Source organism: Chryseobacterium sp. CFS15 (assembly GCF_031118795.1).
Taxonomy (GTDB): Bacteria; Bacteroidota; Bacteroidia; order Flavobacteriales; family Weeksellaceae; genus Chryseobacterium; species Chryseobacterium indoltheticum.
In genome coordinates, this window is sequence record NZ_JAVHYL010000008.1 from 15,380 (window position 1) to 28,768 (window position 13,389).

General features: G+C 35.8%; 11 protein-coding genes and 1 tRNA gene. 2 read left to right on the forward strand and 10 right to left on the reverse strand.

The features are described from left to right. Positions 1-290: 290 nt before the first annotated feature. From OH814_RS13285 to folB, 4 genes are all read right to left on the reverse strand, one after another. Positions 291-361: transfer RNA gene (locus tag OH814_RS13285), tRNA-Cys, on the reverse strand. Between the two features lie 49 nt (positions 362-410). After that, positions 411-911 (reverse strand): RDD family protein, encoded by a 501-nt coding sequence (locus OH814_RS13290; protein WP_308828481.1) that lies wholly within the window; start codon positions 909-911, stop codon positions 411-413. Positions 912-929: 18 nt separating this feature from the next. Continuing rightward, positions 930-2,291, reverse strand: coding sequence for a DUF4403 family protein (locus OH814_RS13295; protein WP_308828482.1), 1,362 nt, complete (start codon positions 2,289-2,291; stop codon positions 930-932). Between the two features lie 29 nt (positions 2,292-2,320). Continuing rightward, positions 2,321-2,704: a dihydroneopterin aldolase gene (folB, locus tag OH814_RS13300; RefSeq protein ID WP_308828483.1), complete on the reverse strand. Its 384-nt coding sequence runs from the start codon at positions 2,702-2,704 to the stop codon at positions 2,321-2,323. Between the two features lie 57 nt (positions 2,705-2,761). On the opposite strand from folB, the gene OH814_RS13305 reads away from it, so the two are divergent. Then, positions 2,762-2,947: a hypothetical protein gene (locus OH814_RS13305; RefSeq protein ID WP_308828484.1), complete on the forward strand. Its 186-nt coding sequence runs from the start codon at positions 2,762-2,764 to the stop codon at positions 2,945-2,947. A gap of 35 nt (positions 2,948-2,982) precedes the next feature. Here the strand turns inward: OH814_RS13305 and nadA are convergent, their stop codons facing one another. From nadA to OH814_RS13320, 3 genes are all read right to left on the reverse strand, one after another. Continuing rightward, entirely contained in the window at positions 2,983-4,002 is a 1,020-nt protein-coding gene (nadA, locus tag OH814_RS13310; RefSeq protein ID WP_201135499.1) for a quinolinate synthase NadA, read from the reverse strand. Between the two features lie 118 nt (positions 4,003-4,120). Continuing rightward, positions 4,121-4,684 carry a guanylate kinase gene (gmk, locus tag OH814_RS13315; protein WP_308828485.1) on the reverse strand — a complete coding sequence of 188 codons (564 nt, stop codon included), beginning with the start codon at positions 4,682-4,684 and terminating at the stop codon, positions 4,121-4,123. 96 nt (positions 4,685-4,780) lie between these two features. Beyond that, positions 4,781-5,638 (reverse strand): YicC family protein, encoded by an 858-nt coding sequence (locus OH814_RS13320; protein WP_076560971.1) that lies wholly within the window; start codon positions 5,636-5,638, stop codon positions 4,781-4,783. 298 nt (positions 5,639-5,936) lie between these two features. On the opposite strand from OH814_RS13320, the gene miaA reads away from it, so the two are divergent. After that, positions 5,937-6,857, forward strand: coding sequence for a tRNA (adenosine(37)-N6)-dimethylallyltransferase MiaA (gene miaA, locus OH814_RS13325; RefSeq protein WP_308828486.1), 921 nt, complete (start codon positions 5,937-5,939; stop codon positions 6,855-6,857). Positions 6,858-7,198: 341 nt separating this feature from the next. Here the strand turns inward: miaA and OH814_RS13330 are convergent, their stop codons facing one another. From OH814_RS13330 to OH814_RS13340, 3 genes are all read right to left on the reverse strand, one after another. Further along, positions 7,199-8,611 carry an efflux transporter outer membrane subunit gene (locus OH814_RS13330; RefSeq protein WP_308828487.1) on the reverse strand — a complete coding sequence of 471 codons (1,413 nt, stop codon included), beginning with the start codon at positions 8,609-8,611 and terminating at the stop codon, positions 7,199-7,201. A 242-nt stretch (positions 8,612-8,853) separates the two neighbouring features. Further along, positions 8,854-12,036: an efflux RND transporter permease subunit gene (locus OH814_RS13335; protein ID WP_308828488.1), complete on the reverse strand. Its 3,183-nt coding sequence runs from the start codon at positions 12,034-12,036 to the stop codon at positions 8,854-8,856. Between the two features lie 67 nt (positions 12,037-12,103). Then, positions 12,104-13,264: an efflux RND transporter periplasmic adaptor subunit gene (locus OH814_RS13340; RefSeq protein ID WP_308828489.1), complete on the reverse strand. Its 1,161-nt coding sequence runs from the start codon at positions 13,262-13,264 to the stop codon at positions 12,104-12,106. Between the last annotated feature and the right edge of the window lie 125 nt (positions 13,265-13,389).

A 13,389-nucleotide genomic window follows, 5' to 3' on the forward strand; every position in this document is an offset into this window, starting at 1 on the left:
CTAAAACTAACCAATGGAAATGTCAGATTGTATTTTACTGTTTCAGAATTTTATATTATTAGGAAGTGCTTTACTAATTATATTTTTAATTTCTGTTTTTCTAAATCGACAAAGCAGTAATTCGGGATTTTGGTATTACAGCCAAGGATTTCCTCATTACAAAAAGTATTTTTCGAAAAGAAAGGCTTATTGATTTTATTATCAGTGAATTACTGTAAATATTCAATATGTTTAACCATTTTTACGCATAAAAAATCCCTAAACTATTGTAGATTAGGGATTAAAATATGAGGTGCCTAGCGGATTCGAACCGCTGTAGATGGTGTTGCAGACCACTGCCTAGCCGCTCGGCCAAAGCACCATTTTTAGGTGGTGCAAATATAGGAAAATAAAAATATTCTCCAAATTTTTTATGCAATTTCTTTTACTCCAATGGCATCAATTTCCATTTTAGCATTAATAGCTTCGTTGTATTTTCTAATATTAATAACTCTAGTTTCTGTCCAGCTGTCGTGCCATCCATTTTGTCCAAAAAACGATAACGCATTGAAGGGAACTGCTCGACATAGGCTACGATATAATATTTGTGTTGTAGTAGGGTTTGTACCGTCTATGCTAACAGCTTTAGTGTTAGTGATAAATTTGCCTAATGTTTTACCTCCAGAAAAATGTTCCCATACAAAATAATATATAGATGCGATAAGTGTTCCCATCATATATTCCCACAGGAAGCTATTGTTATTATAAAAATAGAAAAAAAAGCTATTTGAAGTTATGTTGTATAGTAAAATTGAAATTAAGGAAAGAAAGAAATTAATAATCATTAAAGCAATTATATCTATAACATAATTAGCCAATCTAATTCCTTTCGAAGCTTTGTTATCTTCAATAATTTTTAAATGTTTTCTCATGATTATATAGTTTTTAGTTTAAAATCCTTTTAAGGTAAATCTCAAGTTTGCATTAATATCAATTACAGCTGTAATTCCGGAGTCGTTCAAAAGAATCTGATGGGGTTTCAGATTAAAAACCTTACCCGTCATTTTCAATCCTTTATAATATTCTTTATTGAATGCTTCTTCGATACTTTTTTTAGACGATGTTTCGAGATCATTTGTCGGAATTCCGTATTCATCTTCTATCATCTTCACAATTTTTCCTTTGAAAAGAGAAGTTGCTAATTTCTGAAGCATGTTTGATGTTCTAAGCTTAAATTTGGTGTCGGAAAGTACAATTTTCCTTTTAGCTTCGTCATAAACAGGAATACCTGAAATAAAAGCGGTTCCGTTCACATAACCCTCTGTTTCAGCCTCGATCATAATACGGTTTGCTTCTCCGTAAACCTTGATATCCGTAATTTTTACTTTAGAATTTCTGATATCAAATTCTTTATTTAAAAATGTTTTTTTTGCAATACCGGTCGCTTCAGAAAAAGGAATGTTAGCAGTGGTCTGCAGTAAAAATTGATCTGCTAAAAGAGGAATAAAATTAAAATTCATCACCATTTTTACAGGCTGCGAAGCTTCTGGTTTTGTTCCTGTGTAAGTTTCCGAAAAAATATCGATGCCGATATTGGTATTGATTTGATTGCCGTAGAATTTCAGCGGCGTAATATTTACGTTGATCGGCGTAATTTTCAACCAGGTATTATATTCTTCAGAGATATTGAAAGGCTGAGAAAATGCATTCCACGCCAAAACAGCATATTGTTGAAAGTTGAGCTGTTCGGCCATTTGTCTATCAATAATTTTGGAGAAATTCTGCTGCTGCTCTTTTAAACTTTTTTCGACTAAAGAAGTAATAGGAATCTTAATTTTTCCAAAATCAAGCACCGGTTTTTTTACCCATTTAAAACCCATTGGTTGTGTCGCAGTGCTTATCGTCCAGTTATTTTTAAAGCTTAAAGCCGTTTTAAAATACATTACCGTTTCAAAAGTCGTCTCCTGATACGTATAAACTCCCAAAGTTCCGATGCCTTTTTCTGCCCATATTTTTAGAGGAACTTCAATCAGTATGTTTTGATTGACATCACCGACTAAGCGTATCGGTCGTGTTTTCCAGACTTTTACTTTAAACTGGTCATTATCGTTATCAGTATAAGAATCATCCTGAAAGATCATATCTTTTACCGAAGCATTAATGATATTGCTGATTTCCGATAACGGAATGGTTACCGGCATTGTAATGCTCGACTTTATTTTCGGAAAATTATAGATAGGATTGCCGGAAACGTTGCTTTGCCCAAAAATACCGACAGAAAACAAAAGAAATAATATTTTGAATATCTTCATCTCAATGTGTTTTTATTTTTAAACTGAAATTACTCATTTTCTGTAACTCCGCCTAATAAAAAACTTTTTTCAAGTTCTATACTTGCTCCTTTCATTTCACCTTTCATGGGTGGACTTGTTTTGGTAATTCTTAATTTAATGTAAGAAATCTGATTAAATTTCTCATTGATTTTCGTGATAATTCTTGCCGCAACATGCTCCAACAATTTAGATTGAATCTTCATCTCATCATGAATGATATCGTTAATATCAGCATAACTGATCGTGTCATTCAGATCATCAGAAACTGCAGCATCCCACAAATCTGTGTGAATTTCAGCATTTAAAATATAATAAGTTCCGATACTATTTTCTTCGGGAAGAACGCCGTGATAAGCGTATATTTTTACATCTTCTAAAAAGATTTTGCTCATGTTTTTTTATATTTAGACAAAAGTATTATATTTAATAACTAAACAAATCAAATAAATATGAAAAATCTAAAAAAATTAAACAGAGAAAGTTTGAAATCAATTAATGGTGGTGCAGTTTGCAATGCAAATTGTCCTCCCGGGCCTTATGGTCCCAATTTTCCTAGCTCATGTGAAGCGTTTCATGCTTTACCAGAATGTTGTAAGTCTAAAGTTTTAGTACACGCAGACTGTTTTCCTCGTTAAAATAAAAAAGCACTGTGAAAACAGTGCTTTTTTATTTATTTAATACTTTTCGAAAGATCAAGCATTGCCTCAATTGGCTTTAGCGCTTTTAGTCGAAGTTCTTCTTCAATGATAATCTCAGGAAGCTCATATTTCATGCACAAATACAGTTTTTCCATTGTGTTTCGCTTCATGTAAAAACATTCCGAGCAGTTACAGCTTTCGTCAAAAACCAAGGCTGGAATCAATTCTTTATGTGGTGCACGTTTTCTCATTTCGTGAAGAATTCCTTCTTCAGTGGCAATGATAAATTTCTGACAATCATCTTTTTCAACAAAATTCAAAAGAGCAGAAGTAGAACCGATGAAGTGAGCCAGTTTTAAAACAGCTTCTTCACTTTCAGGATGTGCAATCATCTTTGCATCAGGATTATCTGCTAATTGCTGCGCAATTCTTTCCATGGAGAAAGCTTCGTGTACGATGCAGCTTCCGTCCCAAAGAATCATATCGCGGCCGGTTTTTTTAGATAAATATCTGCCTAAATTTTTATCCGGAGCGAAAATAATCGGTCGGTCAGTTGGTAAAGCTTCAATCACGGTTTCAGCGTTTGAACTGGTTACGATAATGTCGCTTTCTGCTTTTGTTTCAGCGTTACAGTTGATGTACGTTGCAATCAAAGCGTTCGGATGTTGCTCACGCATTTTTCTCAAACCTTCACCACTGCAGCCGTCTGCCAAAGAACATCCTGCCATTGTATCGGGAAGGACAACTTTTTTCGTCGGATTCAAAATTTTTGCTGCTTCGGCCATGAAATGTACTCCGCAGAATACAATCATATCGGCATCGGTGTCTTTTGCCTGTCTTGCCAGTTGAAGAGAATCTCCCAGGAAATCAGCAATATCCTGAATTTCTCCCGGTTGATAATAATGCGCCAAGATAACGGCATTTTTTTCTTCCTTCAGTTGAAGAATTGCTTTTACCAAGTCTTCTCCCTGAGGAATATCAATATCTTTTATATCTAAAAATCCTTTTACGGGAAGTGTTGATTTAGCTTTTTCTAATGTTTCGGTGCTCATTTCAGCCTCAATGTTTTTGTTCATTAGAAATTAGAAGTTAGAAACTAGAAGTTAGCAATGATGTTGTTTGAATTTATAGTTTTCAAACTTCCATCATCCAGCTTCCATCATCCAGCCTTTAATTCCCAATAAAATTTTTTATTAAACTTTCTATTTCTATTTTTGCTTCACTCAAATCGCTGTTGATCACGATTTTGTCAAATTCTATGGCGTAGGTAAGCTCTTCTTCGGCTTTTTCTACACGGGTTTTTATGGTCTCGGCATCATCGGTGTTTCTTGAAATCAGCCTTCTTTCCAATTCGGCAATCGAAGGCGGTTCAATGAAAATGGATAATGCTTTTTCTCCAAAATATTTTTTTAATGAAATTCCGCCTTTTACGTCTACATCAAAAATAACAACTTTTCCCTGATTCCAGATCTTTTCTACCTCAGATTTTAAAGTTCCGTAATATTTATCAGTATAAACTTCCTCAAATTCTACAAAAGCTTCTTCAGAAATTTTTTGTCTGAATTCGTCAGGCGAAATAAAGTGATAATCAATCGCATGAATTTCACTTCCTCTCGGCTGTCTCGTGGTGCATGATATCGAAAATGCCAATTCAGGAATTGCTTCCAGAGAATGTTTTACCAATGTTGTTTTTCCACTTCCCGATGGCGCTGAAAATATGATAACTTTATTCATGTTTTTTAGTTATGAATTATGAGTTATGAATGATGAGTTATTAGAAAAGTATGCAAACAATCAACTGATAACTCATCATTTATAACTTATAACTGTTTACAACACGTTTAACGTTTGTTCTTTAATTTTTTCCAAATCATCTTTCATCATAACGACCAATTTCTGAATTTCAGCGTGATTGGCTTTTGATCCTAAAGTGTTGATTTCTCTTCCGATTTCCTGTGAAATAAACCCAAGTTTTTTTCCGTTGAAATCTTCATTTTCCATCACTTCAGAATAATATTTCAAATGCTGTGAAAGTCTCACTTTTTCTTCCTGAATGTCTAATTTTTCAGTAAAATAAGCCATTTCCTGGTAAAATCTTGTTTCATCAACGTTTTCAAACTCTTTTAAAGTTTTCATGTAACGTTCTTTCACGGCATCAATTCTCACTTGCTCATAAGGAACAACTTCTGCCAAAGATCTATCAATATTTTTGATATTTCTTTCAAGTTCTTCGTGAAGAATTTTTCCTTCAGTCTTTCTGAATTCCTGGAATTTGTCGACTGCATTATTTACAATTTTCGCTAAAGATTCCCATTCACCTTCAGTTAACTCGTCGGGTCTTGAAGTGATGGCATCCGGAAGTCTTACTGCCATTTTAAGGTACTCAAAATCAGGTCCGTCAGAAGCGATATTTTTAAGCTCATTCATGTAAGAATCGATCAAACTTCTGTTGATTTTCACATCATTCGTTTCTTCAAGATTCTCAATATTAATGTAGCAATCTACCTTTCCACGGATGATTCTATCGTTTAGAATTTTTCTTACTTCAAATTCTTTTTCTTTGTAACGCAAAGGAATTTTGATATTTAAATCAAAGCTCTTGCTGTTCAGTGATTTAATATCGATCGAAATTTTTTTTCCTTCAAAAACACCTTCGGCTCTACCAAAGCCGGTCATTGATAAAATCATAGTTTTTTATTGTCGTACAAAGATAAACATTTAAGTCTATACTGTGATAAGATGAAATTTCAACATCTATATTCTAATTATTCAATTAAATAATTTTGAACCGCTAGGATTAAAGAAGAAGCGAAGAAATATTAAGATGAGCGTTGCTTTTAGCATAATGCTTAAAAATCGTACAGATTTTCTTAATTAAACTTAACAACTTACATATTCTTAATGGTTCAAATTATATCTCATTTTCTTTGTTGTTTTATAGCAAAAAATAAAAAATCAGATTAACTCAATTTTGTAAATTAGCAAAGTGAAAAATAAAAACTTGATTTCTGTTGTAGGACCTACCGGAATTGGAAAAACGAGATTGGCAATTGATCTGGCAAAACATTTCAACACAGAAATTGTTTCCTGTGATTCGCGCCAGTTTTTTAAGGAAATGATCATCGGAACCGCTTCTCCGTCTGCCGATGAATTAGCAGAAGCAACACACCATTTTATAGGGAATCTATCTGTTCAGGAATATTATTCGATCGGTCAATATGAAGAAGATGCTTTAAAAAAACTCAACGAACTTTTTGAAAAATATGATACTGTCATTTTGGTTGGCGGAAGTATGATGTATGAAAAAGCAGTTATTGAGGGTTTGAATGATTTGCCGGAAGCCAATGATGAAAATCAAACTAAATTACAGGAAATCTTAGATAACGAAGGTATTGAAAAACTACAGGAAATACTGAAAGAATTAGATCCTGAGTATTTTTCAGTAGTAGATTTTCATAATCACAGAAGGCTTTTGCGTGCTATTGATGTGATTTGGCAGACAAATACAAAATATTCTGAATTGATTGCTGTTTCACAAGATTCCAGAGATTTTAATGTTATCCGAATCGGAATTGAAGCCCCGAGAGAAGAATTGTATGACAGGATCAATAGGAGAGTGGATATCATGATGGAGAAAGGTTTGTTGGATGAAGCAAAAAGTTTAGAAAAATTCAAACATTTGACCGCTTTAAATACGGTTGGTTATTCTGAATTATTTAAATATTTTGATGAAGAATGGGATCTGGAATTTGCGGTTTCTGAAATTAAGAAAAACAGCCGGAGATATGCAAAACGACAATTGACGTGGTATCGGAAAGCGGATGATATTCATTATTTGCAGTTGGGATATTCTGAAAAGGATTTTGACGATTTGATTGAATATATAAATTCTAAAACTTCAGTTTAAAGTTTTTTTGACGCAAAGACTTATTTTCTATTCTTAATAATTTTAAGAAGCAAAGCATGGAATCAGTAAAATTGATTCTGATGAAGCTTCTGCCTTAGGCGACTTTGTCGCTATTCTTTGCTCCTTAAAAATTACACACCTTTTAAATAAAACTTTGCGTTAAAAAATTCTGCTCCGAATTTGTCATTCCGAAGGAATCTCAACAACGCAATTACAAAACTCTACAAATCCAGCCTAGATTCCATGCTCCACTCTGTTTCGCTCTGTATGACAAAGGAGTATTTAAACAAAAAATGCGATCCCGAAAGACCGCATTCCATTAACAATATAATTTAAATTTACTACTTCCATCCGCCTCCTAAAGCTCGGTACAAATCTACAATACTGCTCAATCTCTGTCTTTTTACGGACGCAAGATTCAGTTCAGCCTGCAAAGAATTTCCCTGAGCGGTAATCACTTCTAAGTAATTTGCCATTCCGCCTCTGTAAAGCATTTCGGCGCTTTTAATTCCATTTTTTAAGGTTGTTACCTGTTCTGTTGCTTTTTGTTCCTGAACTTTTAAACTTTCGTTAGAAACCAATGCATCAGAAACTTCACCCACCGCATTCAAAACAGACTGACGGAACGCCAAAACGTTTTTCTCTCTCTGAATTTTAGCAACATTTAAATCTGTTTTCAATTGTCTTTTCTGAAAAATAGGCTGAGTCAATCCTCCTAAAACAGATCCAAACAATGAAGCCGGAATTGAAAACCAGTTATCAACTTTAAATGAATTCACTCCACCGGTTGCTGTAATTTTCAATGAAGGATACATATTTGCCTGAGCAATTCCCACGATTGAATTTGATTCCAATAAAACCAATTCCTGCTGACGAACATCCGGACGACGGCTCACCATCGCTGCCGGAAGACCCGCAGAAATGTCCTGTGGTAAAGAAGTATCAGACATTTCAATGGTTCTGTTGACTTTGTTTGGATTTTCACCCACCAAAATACTCAAAGCATTTTCCTGAATGGCAATATTTTGTTCCAGCTGAGTGATCAAAAGTTCTGTTGATTGCTTTTGAGCAGTCGCCTGTTGAACTCCCAATGAAGTCGTGTCGCCGCTTTGCCACAATTTTTCTGTAAGTGAAAGCGTGTTGGTGCTTAAATCTAAATTTGATTTTGCAATCTGTAATTGTTTATCAAGCATCAATAAATTGTAATAACCTTGAGCAATCGCTGCGACAACCTGTGTCTGAATCGCTTTGGTCGCTTCATAAGTCTGCAGATACTGCATTTTTGAAACTTCCTGCTGATTTTTAATTTTGCCCCAAATATCAGCTTCCCATGATAAATTGAATGCAGCATTATAATCTTCAACGTGGCTTTGACCTAAAAATAAATTTAAGCTTTGCCCGTTCATACTGTTTTTTGAAGGCTTTGAAATCTGCGCAGAAACTCCGAAACCAACATCCGGATATTGAAGATATTTTGCCTGTTTCAGTTTTTCCTGTGAAGAAGCAACTTGTTTTAAAGCAATCTGTAAATCGTAATTGTTTTTAATTCCTTTTTCAATTAAATTTTGCAAGATCGGATCGCTGAAAAACTGTTTCCATTCTAAGTTAGCAACGCTTGCAGTGTCTGCGGTTGCTGTATATTTGAATGTTTCGGGAAGTTCGGGTTTCGTTTCCTGATATGCCAATTTCGGCACACAAGAAACTGCACCTAATGCAATCCCAAAAGCGATGATTATATTTTTTACTCTTTTCATAAGTCTATATATTTAAATTGATCACAAAACTTTGAGTGATAAGCAAAGTTGTCTTTAGTAGGAGATAATATTTTGCTTAATTTGAACCATTAAGAACAATTAAGAAGTTAAGTTAGGTTAAGAAAAATCAATAGATTTTTTAAGAATTGTGCTTCAAGTGAAGCTCATCTTAATATTATTAACTTCTTAAACAAAATCTTAATGGCTTAAATTCTTCTCAAAGTTTTGTTAATCATTTTTTATTAATGTGCTGTTGCTAAAAATTCTTCCTCCAATTTTTGTTTTTGAAGTCTTTTATTTTTTCGGCTTGGCATTTTTTCATGTAAATACTGGAAGATTACATACATAACCGGAATAATGAAAATCCCGAAGACAACTCCCGTAAACATTCCACCAACGGTACTGATTCCAATAGAGTGATTTCCTTTTGCGGCCGCGCCTTGTGTCCAAACCAATGGTAACATACCGATGATGAAAGCAAATGAAGTCATCAGAATCGGTCTCAAACGTAATCTTGAAGCCTGAAGTGCAGATTCAATCAATGTTTTTCCTGCTTTTCTTCGCTGAACGGCAAATTCGACAATTAGAATCGCATTTTTCGCCAACAATCCGACGAGCATGATTAATCCGACCTGAACGTAAATGTTATTATCAATTCCGGCTAATCCTGTGAAAGCAAATACTCCGAAAATCCCTGTAGGAATGGTCAAAATAACTGCAAATGGAAGTATATAACTTTCATATTGAGCAGCCAATAGGAAATATACAAATAAGATACTTAGCATAAATACAAAAGCAGTTTGTCCGCCGGTTTTGATTTCTTCACGGGTAATCCCTGTCCATTCGTAACCATAACCACGAGGAAGTGATTTTTGAGCAACTTCTTCTACGGCTTTGATGGCGTCTCCGGTACTGTAACCAGGTTTTGGAGTTCCGTTGATGGTTACAGCGTTGAACAAGTTGTTTCTTGAAACCGTTTCAGGTCCGAAAGTTCTTTTTAAAGTGACCAAAGTCTTTACAGGAACCATTTCGCCGGTTTTATTTTTAACATAAATTCCTTCCATAGAATTCGCGTCGGTTCTGTAAGGGATATCTGCCTGAGCCATTACTCGATAATATTTCCCGAATCTGTTGAAATCTGAAACGAAACTACTTCCGTAATAGATCTGCATGGTCTGCATCAATTCTGTAATAGAAACTCCCAGCTGATTGGCTTTATCGGTATCAACATCAATTGTATATTGAGGATTTCCGGCTGCATAAGTGGTGAATGCAAAAGCAATTTCCGGACGTTTCATCAATTCTCCGATAAATGCCTGAGTGGTTGTTCCCAATTGTTCAAAAGAACCGTTCGTTTTATCCTGCAACATGAATTCAAACCCTGAAACGTTACCAAAACCCTGTACGGTAGGGAAGTTGAAGAAGAATGCGTTGGCATCTTTTACCTGAGCCACTTTTCCCGTCAAGGCTGCAGCAATCTGATCCGGATCTTTCACTTCGCCACGGTCTTCAAAGTCTTTAAGCTTAATAAAACCTGCAGCATACGGAGAAGCATTAGAATTACTGATGAAGTTCATTCCGTCGGCAACCCAAAGGTGATTTTTTGCTTTTTCGCCATTAATGATTTTATCAATCTGTTCAGTGGCTCTGTGCGTTCTGTCTAATGAACTTCCCGGAGGCGTATTCACGGCATACAAAACAAATCCCTGATCTTCGGTAGGAATAAATCCTGTAGGCGCTTTATTGATTAAGAAAACACTTGCCGCCGTGATCAACGCTAAACCTGTAACGGCAACCCATTTATTTTTAATTAAAAATTTAAGGCTGTAAATATATTTTCTGGTCATGTTGTTGAAGCTTTTGTTGAAAGCATTGAAAAACTTAGCTCCAAAACCTTTTTTCTGACCATGCTCACCATGTTCTCCCTGAGGATCATTTAATAATAAAGCACATAAAGCAGGACTTAAAGTCAATGCATTAACCGCTGAAATCAAAATCGCAATCACCAAAGTAAAAGCAAACTGTCTATAGAAAACTCCCGCCGGACCCTGCATGAAACCAACCGGAATAAATACCGCACACATCACCAATGTAATTGAAATAATCGCTCCTGAAATTTCACTCATTGAGTTTGTAGTTGCCTGTTCGACAGGCATTCCTGTCTGTTCCATTTTTGAATGGACGGCTTCTACGACGACAATCGCATCATCCACAACAATTCCAATGGCTAAAACCAAAGCAAATAAGGTCAACATATTGATACTGAAACCAAACATTTGAAGGAAGAAAAATGTACCAACAATTGCTACCGGAACGGCAATCGCAGGAATTAATGTAGATCTGAAATCCTGAAGAAAAATAAATACCACAATAAACACCAAGATAAATGCAATCACTAACGTTTCCACAACCTGATGAATTGATGCATCCAAAAAGTCTTTGGAATTATACATGATGATGGGCTCAACTCCCTTTGGAAGTGAAGTTTTCATCTGCTCAACTTGCTTTTCAATTTCAGTTAGAATTTCATTCGCATTGGAACCTGCAGTCTGTAAAATCGCAAAACCTGCAACCGGTTTTCCGTCAACTCTGTTCGCAGCGGTGTACGTGTAAGAACCAAATTCTACTCTTGCAACATCTTTTAATCTTAAAAATGATCCGTCGCTATTAGACTTGATGGCGATATTTTCGTAGTCTGCATTTTTATTTAATTTACCTTTATACTTTAAAATGTATTCGTAAGTTTCCTTGCTTCCCTGTCCTAAACGTCCTGGTGCGGCTTCAAGATTGTGATCTTTTACTGCTGCCAAAACTTCTTGCGGAGAAAGATTGTTGGCGGCTAATCGGTCTGGTTTCAACCAAAGTCTCATTGAATAATCTCTCGTTCCGAATACCTGAGCCTGCGCAACTCCGGGGATACGCTGTATTTGTGGAATGACGTTGATTTTCAAATAGTTTTGTAAGAAAAGTTCGTCATATTGTTTTGGGTCATCACTTGACAATCCCATAAACATAATCATACTGTTCTGAACTTTCTGAGTCGAAATTCCTGCCTGCACAACCTCCTGCGGCAGCTGGCTCATCGCTTTGGAAACACGGTTTTGAACGTTTACAGCGGCATTATCCGGATCTGAACCTTGCTTGAAAAATACGCTCAAGGTCATTGATCCGTCGTTACTTGAATTGGAGGTCATGTATGTCATGTTCTCAACACCGTTCACCGCTTCCTCAATCGGAACCGCAACGGAACGGGCAACAACTTCTGCATTCGCTCCCGGATAGAATGCCGTCACCTGCACACTCGGCGGTGCAATATCGGGAAACAACGTAATCGGAAGGTTGAAAACCGACATTGCTCCCAACAGCAACAATATAATGGAGATAACCGTAGAAAGTACCGGTCTATCTATGAATTTTTTTAACATAAGAAGTTTATTTTTTAATGTTGTTTAAACGCTTTTCTGACTTTTGTATTAAAAGTTTTTAGCGGTTTTACAAAGGTCTTGCTTTCAAAAGGCTATCAGAAGAAATTGCTTTTGGCTGAATGGCAACCCCATCTTTCAATGCTCCGATTCCGGTGTAGACGATTTTTTCGCCTGCAGCAAGTCCTTCAGAAATAAAGTAATAACTATCTGTTTTTCCAGAAATTGTTATGGGTTTGCTGGTTACTTTTTTATCTTTTCCAACTACATAAACGTAGGTTTTATCCTGTATTTCGAAAGTTGATTCTTGTGGAATGACAAGCGTGTTTGCAAATAGTTGCGGCATACGAACTCGTCCTGTATTGCCAGTTCTCAATGCTCCGTTTGCATTTGGGAAAACGGCACGAACGCTGATTGCTCCTGTGGTTTTATCAAACTGTCCGTCAACGATGCTCATTTTACCTTTTTCAGGATACGTGCTGTTGTCGGCGATTACCAAATCAACCATCGGCATGTTTTTCAGTTTTTCATTTAAGGTTGCTCCCGGATATTTTTTCTGGAAACCAATGAAATCCAATTCGCTTAAAGAGAAGTATGCATAGATTTCACTGATGTCTGATAACATCGTCAACGGATTGGCATCTGTTCTTGAAATCAAACTTCCTTTTTTGTAAGGAATTCTTCCGATGTAACCGCTTACGGGCGCAGTTATGGTTGTAAATCCTACGTTGATTCTAGCTCCGCCAACTGAAGCTTTTGCCTGTGAACCTGCTGCCACTGCTGCTGCATAATTGGCTTTTGCAGTTCTCAACTGTACATCAGAAACTACTTTTGCAGCAACCAATGGCTGAAGTCTGTCAACTTCAACTTTAGCTTTTTGAATATTGGCATTGGCAACCTGTAAATTAGCGTTTGCCATATTCATTTGCTCTCCGTAAGCTCTGGAATCTATTTTAAATAATGGCTGTCCGGCTCTTACGTAAGCGCCTTCTTCCACATAAATTTTATCTAAATATCCGTCAACCTGTGATCTGATTTCTACATTATTTTTTCCTTCCAATGCGGTTGGAAATTCCTGATAAATGGTTGCTGGTGATGTAGTAACGGTGTAAACTGGCAATTCGGGAGCGGGTGGAGCAGCATTACTGCCTTCTGCTGCTTTTGTGCAACTTTGTAAAAGAATGATACTTGATATAAGTACAATAATTCTTGCTTTTGCAGTTGTTTTCATTTTAAGTTTATTTTTTTAATGAAGTATTAAATTAGGTAATGTTGTTTTTTAATTAATATTGTTATGTTTTCTAACGGCGTTAACTTAGAAGTCAAAAAAATAACGGATTTTAATTGTCGGGTCAA

Coding starts and splice junctions, on each gene's coding strand:
- OH814_RS13290 (WP_308828481.1), bottom strand. CDS start 911: ATGAGAAAACATTTAAAAATTATTGAAGATAACAAAGCTTCGAAAGGA.
- OH814_RS13295 (WP_308828482.1), bottom strand. CDS start 2,291: ATGAAGATATTCAAAATATTATTTCTTTTGTTTTCTGTCGGTATTTTT.
- folB (WP_308828483.1), bottom strand. CDS start 2,704: ATGAGCAAAATCTTTTTAGAAGATGTAAAAATATACGCTTATCACGGC.
- OH814_RS13305 (WP_308828484.1), top strand. CDS start 2,762: ATGAAAAATCTAAAAAAATTAAACAGAGAAAGTTTGAAATCAATTAAT.
- nadA (WP_201135499.1), bottom strand. CDS start 4,002: ATGAGCACCGAAACATTAGAAAAAGCTAAATCAACACTTCCCGTAAAA.
- gmk (WP_308828485.1), bottom strand. CDS start 4,684: ATGAATAAAGTTATCATATTTTCAGCGCCATCGGGAAGTGGAAAAACA.
- OH814_RS13320 (WP_076560971.1), bottom strand. CDS start 5,638: ATGATTTTATCAATGACCGGCTTTGGTAGAGCCGAAGGTGTTTTTGAA.
- OH814_RS13330 (WP_308828487.1), bottom strand. CDS start 8,611: ATGAAAAGAGTAAAAAATATAATCATCGCTTTTGGGATTGCATTAGGT.
- OH814_RS13335 (WP_308828488.1), bottom strand. CDS start 12,036: ATGTTAAAAAAATTCATAGATAGACCGGTACTTTCTACGGTTATCTCC.
- OH814_RS13340 (WP_308828489.1), bottom strand. CDS start 13,264: ATGAAAACAACTGCAAAAGCAAGAATTATTGTACTTATATCAAGTATC.